Below are 15,344 nucleotides of genomic sequence, written 5' to 3'. Positions count from 1 at the left end.
AGAAGAGGGAACGCTGGCGTGGGACTTCAGAGCACTTCGGAGACGCGGCTGGCCATCAGGATGTTGGCGTGCAGCGTGTTGGTGGCTTCGCTGGCGGCTTTGCGCGGCGTGTTGTGGCTGGTCAGCAGGGTCCACACCAGTTCGTCATCCACGCGGAAGCTGCACAGCAGCGTGTTGCGCGAGGCCAGCTTGAGCACCTGTGCGGCGGACAGCGATGCCAGAATGTCGGCCGCTTCTTCGTTCAGCCCCAGACGGAAAACGGCTTCGGCCTTGTCCTGGCGGATCAGGGTCTGCGCCAGCATCAGGTAAGTGAGGTTGGCTTCGCGGATTTCGGCGAGCAGTTGTTCGGAGGTCATGGGGCAATCCTTTCCAAGAGGGGATCACTGCGTTGCATAACGTTGCATGTGTTGCGTGATCCAATGAAATGGATTGTGAAACCGGGGCAAAAAGAAATTAAGTCGGGGTTCGGCGCTGCGTAGCGTCTGGCGGATGAGCAGCCTTTGTAGGAATTTGCCTTACAGCGGCGTCGGCGTGTGGCGCGTGTTTGCGGTAGTGGTTTCGCCGGTACAGGCATGAAAAAACGGGCCGCAGCCCGTTGGATGGAGTGCGCGCGGTCGTGCGCAGGGGGAAGGCACCGTGTCAGGCGCCTGGCGCCTGGCTCAGTCGGCGTCGCCCATCTGGGACTGCAGGTAGTTCTGCAGCCCGACCTTGGCGACCAGTTCGATCTGGGTTTCCAGAAAATCGATGTGCTCTTCGGTGTCTTCGAGGATGTCTTCCAGCAGTTCGCGCGAGACATAGTCGCGTACCGACTCGCAGTAGGCAATGCCTTCCTTGATGGTGGCCTGCGCTCCGCGCTCGGCGCGCAAATCGCATTCCAGGATCTCGGGTACGTCTTCGCCCACCTGCAGCTTGGCCAGGTCCTGCAGGTTGGGCAGGCCGTCCAGCATGAAGATGCGGTCCATCAGGCGGTCGGCGTGCTTCATCTCGCCGATGGACTCGTCGTATTCCTTCTTGGCCAGCTTGTCGAAGCCCCAGTGCTTGAGCATGCGGTAGTGCAGGAAGTACTGGTTGATGGCCGTGAGCTCATTCTTCAGCTGGGCCTGCAGGTGTGCGATGACTTGCGCGTCGCCTTTCATGGGGCTTCTCCTTTCAGTCAGAAAGGGGCATTGTCATGACCCTGGCACCAGGGGGCAAGACAATGCCCCTGCATGCAGGCTTTGCCTGCGTGTGATGCTGAGTCGTGTTCTCGAATGGAATGAACTGATAGTCAATGTCAATCCAATTGATGTGTTCAATTTATTGGATTTATCATTCGATCCGGCCTAGACTTCAGTCTTGTTCTAGCCCATCAACCTAAGTAAGAGGAAACAGCAATGTCCGTGCTTAACACCACTATCAAGCCTTTCAAGACGCAAGCCTTCAAGAACGGCAAGTTTGTCGAAGTGACCGAGAAGGACGTCCTGGGCAAGTGGGCCGTGTTCTTCTTCTACCCGGCCGACTTCACCTTCGTGTGCCCCACCGAGCTGGGCGACGTGGCCGACCACTACGACGAGCTGCAGAAGCTGGGTGTTGAGGTGTACTCCGTGTCCACCGACACGCACTTCGTGCACAAGGCATGGCATGACGCCTCCGACACGATCCGCAAGATCAAGTACACCATGCTGGGCGACCCCACCTGGCAAATCAGCCAGAACTTCGACTGCCTGCGCGAAGGCCAGGGCCTGGCAGACCGCGCCACGTTCATCGTGGACCCCCAGGGCGTGATCCAGGCGATGGAAATCACCGCCGAAGGCATCGGCCGCAACGCCGCCGATCTGCTGCGCAAGGTCAAGGCCGCCCAGTACGTGGCATCGCATCCTGGCGAAGTTTGCCCCGCCAAGTGGGAAGAGGGCGCCAAGACGCTGGCTCCTTCGCTGGACTTGGTCGGCAAGATCTAAGCTGGCACCAGCCGCGTTCAGCCGCCGCGGCGGCTGACCAAGACGCCCGGGTGCCAGGCGCCCGGGTTTTTTTTGCCCATAACTAGATTGATTAGGAGTAACCCTATGCTCGACGCCAACCTCCAAGCCCAATTGAAAGCCTATCTGGAGCGCCTGCAGCGCCCGGTGGAGCTGGTCGCCACGCTGGACGATGGCGCCACTTCCCAAGAGCTGCGGGAACTGCTCCAGGAGATCCGCTCCCTCTCCGACAAGATCACTGTGGTCGAGAAGAACGACGCGCCCGTGCGCAAGCCGTCCTTCCTGATCACCAACCCCGGGGTGGACACCGGCGTGCGTTTCGCGGGCGTCCCCCTGGGCCATGAGTTCACCTCGCTGGTGCTGGCGCTGCTGCAGGTGGGCGGCCATCCCTCCAAGGAATCGGCGGACCTGCTGGAGCAGGTCAAGGGCCTGGACGGCGACTTCCATTTCGAGACGTACTACTCGCTGTCCTGCCACAACTGTCCCGACGTGGTCCAGGCCCTGAACCTGATGAGCGTGCTCAACCCGCGCATCACGCACACGGCCATCGACGGCGCCGTGTTCCAGGACGAGATCAAGGAACGCCAAATCATGGGCGTGCCCACCGTGTTCCTGAACGGCAAGAACTTCGGCCAGGGCCGCATGGAGCTGGCGGAGATCGTCGCCAAGATCGACAGCGGCGCCCATGCCCGCGTGGCCGCCAAGCTCAACGCCATGGAGCCGTTCGACGTGCTGGTGGTCGGCGGTGGTCCCGCCGGTGCCGCGGCCGCTGTGTATGCGGCGCGCAAGGGCATCCGCACCGGCGTGGCGGCCGAGCGCTTCGGCGGCCAGGTGCTGGATACCGTGGACATCGAGAACTACATCTCGGTGAGCAAGACTGAAGGCCCCAAGTTCGCCATCGCGCTGGAGCAGCACGTGAACGACTATGACGTCGAGGTGATGAACCTGCAGCGCGCCAAGGCGCTGAAGCCCGCCGCAACGGAAGGCGGCCTGGTGGAAATCGAACTCGACAACGGCGCAACGCTCAAGAGCAAGACCGTGATCCTGTCGACAGGCGCGCGCTGGCGCAACATGAACGTGCCGGGCGAGGAGCAGTACCGCACCAAGGGCGTGACGTACTGCCCGCACTGCGACGGCCCGCTGTTCAAGGGCAAGGACGTGGCGGTCATCGGCGGCGGCAACTCGGGCGTAGAGGCCGCGATCGACCTGGCCGGCATCGTCAAGAGCGTGACGGTGCTGGAGTTCGCCAGCGAGTTGAAGGCCGATGGCGTACTGCAGAAAAAGCTGCGCAGCCTGCCCAACGTGACGGTCATCCTGAACGCCCAGACCACGGAAGTGAATGGCGACGGCAGCAAGGTCACCGGCCTGACCTACAAGGACCGCACGACGGACGAGGCCAAGACCGTGGCGGTCGAGGGCATCTTCGTGCAGATCGGTCTGTTGCCCAACACCGACTGGCTCAAGGGCACGGTGGACCTGACGCGCTTTGGCGAGATCATCATCGACGCCCGGGGCCACACCAACGTGCCGGGCGTGTTCGCCGCGGGAGACTGCACCAACGTGCCGTACAAGCAGATCATCATCGCCGCGGGGGCGGGCGCGACGGCGGCCTTGTCGGCCTTCGACCACCTGATTCGCCACTGATATCTAAGCCAAATTGGCCTTTAGCGCTTACCGGTCAAGCGCTGATAGCTATCAAAAACAAAGCGCCTTTCGGGGCGCTTTTGTTTTGATGCAGGGGCGGTCAGTACTGCAGCCGTTCCGGCCGCACCTCCTGCAGGATGGTGGTCGCGATCTCCTCGATGCTCTTGGTGGTGGTGGACAGCCAGCGAATGCCCGAGCGGCGCATCATCGCCTCGGCCTCGGCCACCTCGTTGCGGCAGTTCACCAGATCGGCGTACCGGGAGCCGGGGCGCCGCTCATTGCGGATCTGCGACAGCCGTTGCGGGTCGATCGTCAGGCCGAAGATCTTCTTGCGGTGCGGCACCAGCGCGGGCGGCAGTTGGCGGCGCTCGAAGTCCTCGGGGATCAGTGGATAGTTGGCCACTTTCAGGCCGCACTGCATGGCCAGGTACAGGCTCGTGGGCGTCTTGCCGCTGCGCGACACGCCGATCAGGATCACGTCCGCACCCGACAGGTCGCGGTGGCTCTGGCCGTCGTCGTGGTCCAGGCTGAAGTTGATGGCTTCGATGCGGTCGCTGTATTCCTTGGACACGCTGATGTCCGAGAAACGCCCCACGCGGTGGTGTGACTTCACGCCCAGCTCGGACTCCAGCGGGCGGATGAAGGTGCCGAACATGTCCAGCAGCATGCCCCTGCAGCCGTCCTCGATGATCTTGAGCACGCTCATGTTCACCAGCGTGGTGAACACGATGGGCTTCTTGCCCTCCAGCTCGGCCGTGTGGTTGATCTGGCGCACCACCTGGTGCGCCTTGTCCTCGGTATCGATGAAGGGCAGGCGCACGTGGCGCGGGCGGATGTCGAACTGCGCCAGGATGGCATTGCCGAAGGTCTCGGCCGTGATGCCGGTGCCGTCGGAGATATAGAACACGGTGCGCGTGTGCGTGGCAAGCATGGGAAAGGAAGAGCGGGAAGGAGAGCGTGGTGAAGCGATGGCGCGTGCGCTGCGGCGGGCAGCCCGCCTACAATGGCGCCCATTATTCCCAATTTCTCCCCATGCACCGCGCCGGCCCACAACCACAACAGCAAAGCCGTGGCCGCTGCATGAGCGACGACTGCCCTCCTTCCCTTGACGCGACGGTGGGCGCAGACCGGTTTTTAAACTCTGGAGCTTTCCCATGTCTGCACGTTTCGAGGCGACCGCCCTGGTCGTACCGTTTGAGAACCTGAGAATGAGCGACGTCGAGGTCGTTGGCGGCAAGAACGCCTCCCTCGGCGAGATGATCTCCCAACTGCCCCAGGGGGTGCGCGTGCCCACGGGCTTCGCCACCACCGCGCATGCGTTCCGCGAGTTCCTCAAGTACGAAGGCCTGCACGACCGCATCAGCCAGCGCCTGGCCGCGCTGGACGTGGACGACGTGCGCGCGCTGGCCGAGGCCGGCGCCGAGATTCGCGGCTGGGTGGAAAACCAGCCGTTCCCTGCCGACCTGGAAAAGGCCGTGCGCGAGGCATTTGCCGCGCTGTCGGCGGGTAACGACCAGGCCAGCTTCGCCGTGCGCTCCTCCGCCACGGCCGAGGACTTGCCCGACGCCTCCTTTGCCGGTCAGCAGGAGACCTTCCTGAACGTGGTGGGCATCGAAGCCGTGCTGCACAAGATGAAGGAAGTGTTCGCGTCGCTGTACAACGACCGCGCCATCTCCTACCGCGTGCACAAGGGTTTTGCCCATGACGTGGTGGCCCTGTCGGCGGGCGTGCAGCGCATGGTGCGCTCCGACCTGGGCGCGGCCGGGGTGATGTTCACCATCGACACGGAAAGCGGCTTTGAGGACGTGGTGTTCATCACCTCGAGCTACGGCCTGGGCGAAACCGTGGTGCAGGGCGCCGTGAACCCCGACGAGTTCTACGTGCACAAGCCCATGCTCCAGGCCGGCAAGCAGGCCGTGATCCGCCGCAACCTGGGCTCCAAGCTGATCCAGATGGTGTTCTCCACGGCGCAGGAAAAGGCCGCCAGCGGCAAGCTGGTGAAGACCACCGAGGTGGCAACCGAGCTGCGCAATCGCTACTCGCTGACCGACGCCGAGATCGAGCAGTTGGCCCACTACGCGCTGGTGATCGAGCAGCACTACGGCCGCCCCATGGACATCGAGTGGGGCAAGGACGGCACTGATGGCCAGCTCTACATCCTCCAGGCGCGCCCTGAGACGGTGAAGAGCCAGGCCAAGGGCCAGGCCGAGCAGCGCTTCAAGCTCAAGGGCCACGGCCCGGTGCTGGCCGAAGGCCGCGCCATCGGACAGAAGATCGGCACCGGCCCGGTGCGACTGGTCAACGACATCGCCGAGATGGACAAGGTGCAGCCCGGTGACGTGCTGGTCACCGACATGACCGACCCCAACTGGGAGCCGGTGATGAAGCGCGCCAGCGCCATCGTGACCAACCGGGGCGGGCGCACCTGCCACGCGGCCATCATTGCGCGCGAACTGGGCATTCCGGCCGTGGTGGGCTGCGGCCACGCCACCGACGTGCTCAAGGACGGCACGCTGGTCACCGTGAGCTGCGCTGAGGGCGACACCGGCCGTATCTACGACGGCCTGCTCGAGACCGAGGTGACCGAGGTGCAGCGCGGCGAGATGCCGCCCATCTCCACCAAGATCATGATGAACGTGGGCAATCCGCAACTGGCCTTCGACTTCGCCCAATTGCCCAACGAAGGCGTGGGCTTGGCGCGCCTGGAGTTCATCATCAACAACAACATTGGCGTGCACCCGAAGGCCATCCTGGACTACCCCGCCGTGGATGCCGACCTGAAGAAGGCCGTGGAGAGCGTGGCGCGCGGCCATGCCAGCCCGCGCGCGTTCTACGTGGACAAGGTGGCCGAGGGCGTGGCGACCATCGCCGCCGCGTTCTGGCCCAAGCCCGTCATCGTGCGCCTGTCGGATTTCAAGTCCAACGAGTACCGCAAGCTCATCGGCGGCAGCCGCTACGAGCCCGAGGAAGAGAACCCCATGCTGGGCTTCCGTGGCGCAGCGCGCTACGTGAGCCAGGACTTCGGCGAGGCCTTCGCCATGGAGTGCGAGGCTATCAAGCGCGTGCGCAACGACATGGGCCTGACCAACGTGCAGGTCATGGTGCCCTTCGTGCGTACGCTGGGCCAGGCCGAGCGCGTCACCAAGCTGTTGGCACAGCACGGCCTGCAGCGCGGCGAGAACGAGCTCAAGCTCATCATGATGTGCGAGATCCCGAGCAACGCGATATTGGCCGAGCGCTTCCTGGAGTACTTCGACGGCTTCTCCATCGGCTCCAACGACCTGACCCAGCTCACCCTGGGCCTGGACCGCGACTCGGGCCTGGAACTGCTGGCCGCCGACTTTGACGAGCGCGACCCGGCCGTGGAGGCGCTGATCCACCTGGCCATCAAGGCGTGCCGCGCGCAGGGCAAGTACATCGGTATCTGCGGGCAGGGCCCCAGCGACCATCCCGACTTTGCCCAGTGGCTGGCGCGTGAGGGCATCACGTCGATCTCGCTGAATCCTGACAGCGTGATCGATACCTGGCAGCAACTGGCGCGCTGACCGCGCCGCAGCCGCAGGCCATGCCCCACCGCCGGTCGCTCACGCAGGAAGAGATCGAGGGGGCGCCTTTTGCCCCCGACCTGCACGATGCACGCCACCTGTGGCTGAAGGCGGGCCTGCTGCTCGTGTGGGTGCTGGTGTCGTTCGGCACCGGCTACTTCGCGCGCGACCTGCAATTCCTGGTGGGCCCGTGGCCGTTGAGCTACTGGATTGCCTCCCAGGGGGCAGTCCTCATGTTCATTGGCATCGTCTGCGTTTACTGTACCGCCATGAGCTACTTCGAACGGCAGGACATGGCGGCGCAGCGCAACGCTGCCACAGCCCCACCCCATGATTGAACGCGGCGGCGAGGGGCGCAGCTACATGGCGCGCCTGAACCGCATCGTGGCGCTGTACATCGCAGGGCTGCTGGGGTTCGTGGCCCTGATGGCCTGGGCCGAGCAGCGCGGGCTGTCGCGCCAGTGGATTGGCCCCATCTTCCTGTTTCTCACCGTGATGGCCTACGCCGCCATCGGCGTGTACGGCCGCACCACGGATGCGGACGAATACTACGTGGCGGGCCGCCGCATTCCGCCGTTCTACAACGGCATGGCCGCCGCCGCGGACTGGATGAGTGCGGCCTCGTTCATCAGCCTGTCGGGCGCGCTGTATCTGCAGGGCTTCTCGGGCACGCCGGAGCAGCCGGGCGGGCTGGCCTATCTGTTGGGCTGGACGGGCGGCTTCGTGCTCGTGGCCATGCTCATCGCGCCGCACCTGCGGGCGATGAACCTCTACACCGTTCCGGACTTCTTCCAGGTGCGTTTTGGCGGGCGCTGGCCACGCATCATCGCGGCCCTGTCGGCCGTGCTGTGCTCTTTCACCTACGTGGTGGCGCAGATCTACGGCGTGGGGCTGATCGCCTCGCGCCTGACCGGGGTGCAGTTCGAGATCGGCATCATGCTCGGCCTGGGCGGCGTGCTGCTGTGCTCGTTCCTGGGGGGGATGCGCGCCATCACCTGGACGCAGGTGGCGCAGTACATCGTCATCCTGCTGGCGTTCCTGATCCCCGTGTCGTGGCTGGCGTACAAGCAGCTCGGCAACCCCGTTGCACCGGTGGTGGCGGGGGCACAGATCGGCAAGATCACCACGCTGGAGGGCGGGCTGCTGGCCTCGGAGGTCGAGCAAGACGTGGTCGCGGCCTACCTGCAGCGCGCCGAGGATTACAAGACGCGACTGGCCGACGTGCCCGCCGCACTCGCGCGTGAGCGCGAAGCGGCGCGCGAGCGCATCCAGCGCCTGCGCGCCCAGAACGCCGACGTGGGGCTGATCGTGGCCGCCAGCCGGGATTTGGCCTCCATGCCGCGCGACGAGGCTGCCGCGCGCGATCGCTGGACGCGCGAGATGCGCGACAACTATGAGCGCGCCCGCGCCATGGGCGGCTTGCCGCGCCACAGCCAGGCGTTTGCGGGCGATCCGCAGGGCACCCCGCAGGAGCGCCAGACCTTCGACGATGCGCGCCGCAACTTCCTGGCGCTGATGTTCTGCCTGATGGTGGGAACGGCCGGCCTGCCGCACCTGCTGACGCGCTACTACACGGTGCCCTCGGTGGCGGGTGCGCGCGCGTCGGTCGCGTGGTCGCTGTTCTTCATCGCACTGCTGTACCTGAGTGCGCCGGCGCTCGCCGTGCTGGTGAAGTTCGAGGTCATGAACAACCTCGTGGGCAGCAGCTTCGACCAACTGCCCAACTGGATGGCGCAATGGGCGCGTGTGGACGCGTCGCTGCTGTCCGTGGAGGACGTGAACGGCGACGGCATCGTGCAGTTCGGCGAAATCCGCTTCGGAGCCGACCTCATCATGCTGGCCACGCCCGAGATCGGCGGGCTCCCCTACGTGATCTCCGGCCTGGTGGCCGCGGGCGGGCTGGCCGCTGCGCTGTCCACTGCCGACGGCCTGCTGCTCACCATCAGCAACGCGCTGGTGCGCGACCTGTACCACCAGGAAACGCGCCGCAAGGCGTCGCCCGAGCAGCGGGTGATCCTGACCAAGTTCACGCTGCTCTCCGTGGCGCTGTCCGCGGCGTTCGTGGCGGCGCTCAAGCCGTCCGAAATCCTGCCCATGGTGTCGGCGTCGTTTTCCATCGCCGCATCGGCCTTCGTGCCCGCGATGGTGATGGGCATCTTCTGGCGCGGTACTACGCGCCAGGGCGCGGTAGCCGGCATGCTCGCCGGCCTGTCTGTCACGGTGTATTACCTGTTGGCGCAGGTGGACAGCGTGCGCGATTGGGTGCCTTCCGCGCTGCTCGTCGATGGCCTGTGGTTCGGCATCCATCCGATTTCGGCCGGGGTCTTCGGCGTGCCGGTGGGTCTGGCTGTGGCGTGGAGCGTCAGCCTGGCCACGCGGCCGGGCCGCGTGCGGCCGGCTCCCGCGGACGGGCTGTAGCGCGCCGCGCCCCGCGGCTGCGCGCCCACGGCGACCTGCGGTTTGACCTCATTCACAAATGGTCACATTCGTGCCACGCTGATCCCGTGCGGCGTTCCATGCCGCTTTTCCATCACGTACCAAGCGAAGAGGTGGGCATGATTCTCGTGAAGACACCGGCTGGGCAACTGGCGCTGAAGGATCGCCAGGGTGCGCTGTCGCCGCGCCAGCGCTCAGCCTTCATCCTGTTCGACGGCAAGCGCACCCTGGACCAGGTGCTGACGGCCACGGCGGCCATGGGCATCTCGCGCGAGGACGTGCAGCTCATGATCGACCAGGGGTTGCTGGAGAGCGGACCGGGAGCGCCGGCAGCCGCGGCCGCAGCGCCGGCGGACGGCGCCGAGGTGCAGGTCGATGGCACGGGGCGCACGCAGCGCGAGCGCTATCAGGCCGCCTACCCGATCGCTACCGAACTTACCGCCAGCCTTGGGCTGAAGGGCTTCCGCCTGAATCTGGCGGTCGAGGGGGCTGCCGGGTATGAGGATCTGGCGGCGCTGGCTCCCAAGATCCGCGAGGCCGTGGGAGACGCCAAGTACACCAGGCTGGAGAGGGCGTTGTTCGCGTGAATGCGGCGCTGGGCGTGGCCCCTGCCGGACCCACCCAGTCCTCAATAAAAAAGGGAGCGTGCATGACACGCTCCCCTTGCATGAACAGCGTCCGCAGCCGGACGCAAGGTGTTCTTAGACGCGCTTGCGGTATTCGCCCGTGCGCGTGTCGATCTCGATCTTGTCGCCCTGGTCCACGAACAGCGGCACGGCCACTTCGAAGCCGGTGGCGATCTTCGCGGGCTTGAGCACCTTGCCGGACGTATCGCCCTTCACGGCGGGTTCGGTCCAGGTGATCTCGCGCTCCACGCTGGTGGGCAGTTCCACGGAGATGGCCTTGCCGTCGTAGAACACCACTTCGGCCGCCATGCCGTCTTCGAGGTAGCTGATGGCATCGCCCATGTTGGAGGCTTCCACTTCGTACTGGTTGTACTCGGCGTCCATCCACACGTACATCGGGTCGGCGAAGTAGGAGTAGGTGCACTCCTTCTTGTCCAGGATCACGTTGTCGATCTTGTCGTCGGCCTTGAAGACGACTTCGGTGCCCATGTTGGACAGGAGCGCCTTCAGCTTCATGCGCACGGTAGCGGCGCCGCGGCCGCCGCGGGCGTATTCGGTCTTCAGCACGATCATGGGGTCTTTGCCCTGCATGATCACGTTGCCGGCGCGGATTTCTTGAGCGATTTTCATGGCTTGCTTGGGAAGGAAAGGTTGACCGCTCCACAAGTCGGGGCGGGCGGGCGTGGCCCAGGCGTTTGCGTGAACTGGGCCGCCTTCCACCCCGGCGCATGTTCCGCGGCGGGGGCGCCGGCTGGGCACGCGAGTGCCGCCTTCGAATGGCGCAAAACCGGGGATTCTAGCTTTTCTCCGCCACAAACCCTAGTAGTAAGGTCAATAAATCCTGCTGTGCCAGCAGCCGCGCACGCGCGGACTGTATACATGCGCGCCATTCGCCCAGGGTGGCCGCGTCCAGCGGCGGCAACTCGCTGCGAGTCTCCAGACCGTTCCAGAGGGCCGACCAGCGCCGCAGCGACGCTGGTGCGTGCAGCCAGTCCAGGAAGGCCAGTAGCTTGGCGTGGTGCGCATCGTCGTGCTGCGGATAGATCTGCCACACGAACGGCTGGCCCGCCCACAGGGCGCGCACCAGTGAGTCCTCGCCGCGCACGAAGTTCAGGTCGCAGGCCCAGAGCATTTCGTCAAAGGCCGGCTGAGGGCAGGGTGGAAGATATGAAATTGATAGCTGCTCGCGCTTGCTGTATGAGCCTTGGAGGCTTTTTTGACTCTCAAACTGCTGCTGCCATTGGCGTACGGCCGCCGTGGCACGTCCGGGCGTGACCAGCAGCCGCACGTCGCTGCGCGGTTGCCATTGCGCCAGCAGCTGGGGCAGGGCGGGTGGTTCGTAGCAGAACAGCGAGATGGCGACTTCATCTGCCCCGATGCCGTGGCCGGCGCGCCAGGCGGTGCGGTCGAACGCGGCCTGGCGCGCCAGCAGGTCTGGCTCACGCAGCAGGCCGCCCGTGCGCTCGGTGAAGCCGGGGTAGTAGAACCAGCGTGTCAGGCCTGCCCCCGGGCCGCTCATGAGCGGAGACGGCAGCCGGTGGCAGCGTTCCACATAGGCCTCGGCCGACAGGTACTCCAGGTTGATCCATAAGGGTTTTGGGCCTGTGGCGTTTGTGTGGTGAGCGATGGCAGCTATGAATTGCGGAGCAATCTCGCAGCCGAAGGCCTCCACCACCACGTCGCCAGGCCCGTCTGCGGGCGCCTGCATGGGCCAGGGCAGCACCTGTACGCCAGGTGCGCCCTGCGGCGCCATCCAGGCCAGAGCGCTGGCGTCATCCACCCACAGGCGCACGCGGTGGCCGCGGCTGCCCAGATCGGCCGCCAGGCGCCAGCACACGCCGATGTCGCCAAAGTTGTCGATCACCTGGCAAAAGATGTCCCAGCGCAGGTGGGCCGTGGCCTTCGTCATGGCGCCTCCTGGGCGCCGGCGCGCAGGTGGTCCACCAGCAAGCGTGCGACGCTGGACAGCGACTCCTCCGAGCGCACGCACAGCGACAGCCGCCGCCGTGCCCAGGGCTCATCCAGCGTGATGGCGCGCAGGGCCAGCGTGCCGCGGTAGATCTGGGCGCTGCCGCGCGGCAGCACGGCCACGCCCAGACCGGCGGACACCATCAGGCACAGGGCGTCATAGCTCGTGACCTGGATGCGCAGCTTGAGGGGCATCTCCTGCTCGGCCGCGGCGCGTGTGAGCAGGTTGTTGATGGCGCTGCCCGGATGCATGCCCACAAAGTCGCAGGCCAGGGCGTCTGCCAGGCGCACGCTGCGGCGGCGTGCCAGCGCATGGCCCGTGGGGACGATGAGGACCAGCTCGTCCTCGCGGTAGGGCAGCAGGGTCACGCGCTCGCCATAACTGCCGTGGTTGAGGATGCCCACGTCGGCTGCGTTCTCGGCCACCGATTGCGCCACGGCGGTGCTGATCTGCTCCTGCAGCCGCACATCGACCTGCGGATGCGCGGCCATGAAGCGCTGCAGTTCGCCCGGCAGGAACTGCGTGATGGCCGAGATGTTGGCCACCACGCGCACGTGGCCGCGCACGCCGGCGCGAAAGTCCTGCATCTGCGTGGCGATGCCGTCCAGGTCGTTGAGCACGCCGCGCGCCAGGTGCAGCAGGGCGTAGGCCGCGGCCGTGGGCTCGGTGCCGCGGTTGCTGCGGGTGAACAGCTCCACGCGCAGCGCGTCCTCCAGCTCGGCCAGGCGGCGGCTGGCGGCGGAGGGCGCGATGTGTTCGCGCGCGGCGGCGCGGGCGATGGCGTTTTCCTCCATCACCGCGACGAACAGGCGCAGGGAGACCGGGTCGAGCTTCATGGGCGGCGATGGTACTGCGGCGGCGGCGGGCCATGCCGGTTTGCGATGGCAGCTTCGCGCTTGAGCGTTTTGCGGCCCGGCCGGGGCGCCGCATCATGCCGCCTGGATTGCAGGAGACATATGACCCCCAAGTACTACACCGCTGCCCCCACGCCCGCGGCACTGGCCGGCGTGCGCGTGATCGAAATGGGCCAGCTCATCGCCGGGCCGTTCTGCGGCAAGACATTGGGCGAGTTCGGCGCCGATGTGGTGAAGATCGAGGCCGTGGGCGCGGGCGACCCCCTGCGCAACTGGCGCCTCATCAAGGAGGGCACCTCCGTGTGGTGGCAGGTGCAGTCGCGCAACAAGAAGTCGGTGGCGCTGGACCTGCGCCAGGCCGAGGCGCAGGACATCGCGCGCCGCCTGATTGCCGAAGCCGACGTGCTCATCGAGAACTTCCGTCCCGGCACGCTGGAGGGTTGGGGCCTGTCGCCCGAGGCGCTGCACGCCCTCAACCCGGGCCTGGTCATCCTGCGCATCTCGGGCTACGGGCAGACCGGGCCGTACCGCGACCTGCCGGGCTTTGGCGTGATCGGCGAGGCCATGGGCGGCCTGCGCCACCTCACGGCCGAGCCCGGCCGCGTGCCGGTGCGCGTGGGCGTCTCGATCGGTGACACGCTGGCCGCGCTGCACGGCGCCATCGGCGTGATGATGGCGCTGTACCACCGCAAGGTGAACGGCGGCGCGGGCCAGGTGATCGACGTGGCCCTGCACGAGGCGGTGTTCAACTGCATGGAAAGCCTGATCCCCGAGTACAGCGCCTTTGGCGCCGTGCGCGAGGCCGCGGGCAGCGCGCTGCCGGGCATTGCGCCGAGCAACGCCTACCCCTGCCAGGACGGCTGGGTGCTGGTGGCCGGCAACGGCGACAGCATCTTCAAGCGCCTGATGGCCACCATCGGCCGCCAGGATCTGGCCGATGACCCGCAACTGGCCGACAACGCCGGCCGCGTGGCGCGCGTGGCCGAGATCGACGCCGCCATTGGCCGCTGGACCGCCGAGCGCACCGTGGCGCAAGTGATGGAGTTGCTGGCCGCCGCACGCGTGCCCGCGGGCAAGGTCTATACCGCCAAGGACATCGCCGAGGACCCGCACTACCAGGCGCGAGACATGCTGCTCACGCAGCGCACGCGCGACGGCTACGAGCTGCAGGTGCCGGGCATCGTGCCCAAGCTCTCGGCCACGCCGGGCACCATCCGCACCAGCGCGCCGCGCCTGGGGGACGACACCGATGCCGTGCTGGCCGAGGCGGGGCTGACGGCCGAGCAGATCGCGCTGCTACGCAGCAAGGGAGTGATCCAATGACGACCAGCGTGTGGAACGGCGCCGGGCGGCGCATCGAGCTGTGCGACGTGGGCCTGCGCGACGGCCTGCAGATGGAGGCGCAGTTCGTGCCGACCGAGGACAAGATCGCGCTCGTGAATGCACTGTCCCACGCGGGCCTGTCCAAAATCGAGGTGACCTCGTTCACCTCGCCCACGGCCATCCCCGCGCTGCGCGACGCCGAGGTGGTGATGCGCGAGATCGAGCGCCGCCCCGGCGTGACCTACACCGCGCTGGTGCCCAACGCGCGCGGCGCGGAGCGCGCCATCGAGTCGCGCACCGACGAGCTGAACCTGGTCATGTCCGTCAGCGAGACGCACAACCTCGCCAACCTGCGCATGACGCGCGCGCAGTCGTTCGCGGCACTGGCACAGGTGATCACCATGGCGCAGGCGGCGCAGGTGCCGGTGAACGTGTCGCTGTCGTGCGTGTTCGGTTGCCCCATGGAGGGCGACGTGGCGCTGGACGCCGTGTGGGAGCATGTGCAGCGCTTCGCCGACCTGGGCGTTGCGGGCATCACGCTGTGCGACACCACGGGCATGGCCTTTCCCACGCAGGTGGGGCAGGTGGTGGCCGCTGCGCGCGCGCGCTGGCCGGGCATGGCCTTCACGCTGCACTTTCACAACACGCGCGGCATGGGCCTGGCCAATGTGCTGGCGGCCATCGATGTGGGGGCGCAGCGCTTTGACGCATCGCTGGGCGGCCTGGGTGGCTGTCCCTATGCGCCGGGTGCCACGGGCAATGTATGCACCGAAGAAGTGGTGCATGCGCTGCAGCTCATGGGTTACGACACGGGCATTGATCTGCCGGCGCTGATCGCCACTGCGGCCCGCCTGCCCGCGCTGATCGGCCACGAGGTGCCCAGCCAGATCGTGAAGGCGGGGTGCCGGCTGGACCTGCATCCGGTGCCGGCCGGCTTCGACGCAATCCGCGAGCGTGCGCTGGCGCGGTAGCTTTCACCGCACATCCATAAC

General features: G+C 66.4%; 14 protein-coding genes. 8 read left to right on the top strand and 6 right to left on the bottom strand.

Features of this window, described 5'->3' with window-relative positions:
• Nucleotides 1-26 precede the first annotated feature (26 nt).
• Together flhD and bfr are read right to left on the bottom strand one after the other, a co-directional pair.
• A complete protein-coding gene (gene flhD / locus DTPSY_RS11890) occupies nucleotides 27-356 on the bottom strand; it encodes a flagellar transcriptional regulator FlhD (protein WP_015913768.1) in 330 nt (109 codons plus the stop codon).
• Between the two features lie 303 nt (nucleotides 357-659).
• On the bottom strand, nucleotides 660-1,136 hold the full coding sequence (bfr, locus tag DTPSY_RS11885; protein ID WP_011806036.1) for a bacterioferritin: 477 nt from the start codon (nucleotides 1,134-1,136) through the stop codon (nucleotides 660-662).
• A 237-nt stretch (nucleotides 1,137-1,373) separates the two neighbouring features.
• Between bfr and ahpC the strand changes: the two genes are divergently transcribed.
• Nucleotides 1,374-1,937, top strand: a complete 564-nt coding sequence (gene ahpC / locus DTPSY_RS11880) for an alkyl hydroperoxide reductase subunit C (protein ID WP_015913767.1) — start codon at nucleotides 1,374-1,376, stop codon at nucleotides 1,935-1,937.
• 105 nt (nucleotides 1,938-2,042) lie between these two features.
• Nucleotides 2,043-3,599 (top strand): alkyl hydroperoxide reductase subunit F, encoded by a 1,557-nt coding sequence (gene ahpF, locus DTPSY_RS11875; protein ID WP_015913766.1) that lies wholly within the window; start codon nucleotides 2,043-2,045, stop codon nucleotides 3,597-3,599.
• Nucleotides 3,600-3,699: 100 nt separating this feature from the next.
• On the opposite strand, the gene ppsR is transcribed toward ahpF, so the two are convergent.
• On the bottom strand, nucleotides 3,700-4,530 hold the full coding sequence (gene ppsR / locus DTPSY_RS11870) for a posphoenolpyruvate synthetase regulatory kinase/phosphorylase PpsR (RefSeq protein WP_011806033.1): 831 nt from the start codon (nucleotides 4,528-4,530) through the stop codon (nucleotides 3,700-3,702).
• A 223-nt stretch (nucleotides 4,531-4,753) separates the two neighbouring features.
• Here ppsR and ppsA point away from each other — a divergent pair, with 223 nt between their 5' ends.
• The 4 genes from ppsA (at nucleotide 4,754) to DTPSY_RS11850 (ending at nucleotide 10,167) form a co-directional block, all read left to right on the top strand.
• Nucleotides 4,754-7,144: a phosphoenolpyruvate synthase gene (gene ppsA / locus DTPSY_RS11865; RefSeq protein ID WP_011806032.1), complete on the top strand. Its 2,391-nt coding sequence runs from the start codon at nucleotides 4,754-4,756 to the stop codon at nucleotides 7,142-7,144.
• Between the two features lie 20 nt (nucleotides 7,145-7,164).
• Nucleotides 7,165-7,482: a DUF4212 domain-containing protein gene (locus DTPSY_RS11860; RefSeq protein WP_015913765.1), complete on the top strand. Its 318-nt coding sequence runs from the start codon at nucleotides 7,165-7,167 to the stop codon at nucleotides 7,480-7,482.
• The gene (locus DTPSY_RS11855) at nucleotides 7,475-9,562 is read left to right on the top strand and encodes a VC_2705 family sodium/solute symporter (protein WP_015913764.1); all 2,088 of its coding nucleotides are present in this window, start codon (nucleotides 7,475-7,477) and stop codon (nucleotides 9,560-9,562) included. The genes DTPSY_RS11860 and DTPSY_RS11855 overlap by 8 nt, the downstream gene beginning before the upstream one ends.
• A gap of 137 nt (nucleotides 9,563-9,699) precedes the next feature.
• Complete coding sequence (locus tag DTPSY_RS11850; RefSeq protein WP_015913763.1) at nucleotides 9,700-10,167, top strand: hypothetical protein; 468 nt, start codon at nucleotides 9,700-9,702, stop codon at nucleotides 10,165-10,167.
• Between the two features lie 114 nt (nucleotides 10,168-10,281).
• Here the strand turns inward: DTPSY_RS11850 and efp are convergent, their stop codons facing one another.
• From efp to DTPSY_RS11835, 3 genes are all read right to left on the bottom strand, one after another.
• Nucleotides 10,282-10,836, bottom strand: a complete 555-nt coding sequence (gene efp / locus DTPSY_RS11845; protein ID WP_011806028.1) for an elongation factor P — start codon at nucleotides 10,834-10,836, stop codon at nucleotides 10,282-10,284.
• A 166-nt stretch (nucleotides 10,837-11,002) separates the two neighbouring features.
• Complete coding sequence (gene earP / locus DTPSY_RS11840; protein WP_015913762.1) at nucleotides 11,003-12,115, bottom strand: elongation factor P maturation arginine rhamnosyltransferase EarP; 1,113 nt, start codon at nucleotides 12,113-12,115, stop codon at nucleotides 11,003-11,005.
• Entirely contained in the window at nucleotides 12,112-13,011 is a 900-nt protein-coding gene (locus DTPSY_RS11835; protein ID WP_015913761.1) for a LysR family transcriptional regulator, read from the bottom strand. Before DTPSY_RS11835 ends, earP begins: the two co-directional genes overlap by 4 nt.
• Before the next feature lie 120 nt (nucleotides 13,012-13,131).
• On the opposite strand from DTPSY_RS11835, the gene DTPSY_RS11830 reads away from it, so the two are divergent.
• The gene (locus tag DTPSY_RS11830) at nucleotides 13,132-14,352 is read left to right on the top strand and encodes a CaiB/BaiF CoA transferase family protein (protein WP_015913760.1); all 1,221 of its coding nucleotides are present in this window, start codon (nucleotides 13,132-13,134) and stop codon (nucleotides 14,350-14,352) included.
• A complete protein-coding gene (locus DTPSY_RS11825) occupies nucleotides 14,349-15,323 on the top strand; it encodes a hydroxymethylglutaryl-CoA lyase (protein ID WP_015913759.1) in 975 nt (324 codons plus the stop codon). The genes DTPSY_RS11830 and DTPSY_RS11825 overlap by 4 nt, the downstream gene beginning before the upstream one ends.
• Nucleotides 15,324-15,344 lie beyond the last annotated feature (21 nt).

This window comes from [Acidovorax] ebreus TPSY (assembly GCF_000022305.1).
Taxonomy (GTDB): Bacteria; Pseudomonadota; Gammaproteobacteria; order Burkholderiales; family Burkholderiaceae_C; genus Diaphorobacter; species Diaphorobacter nitroreducens.
This window is presented reverse-complemented; position numbering and strand designations above follow the sequence as displayed.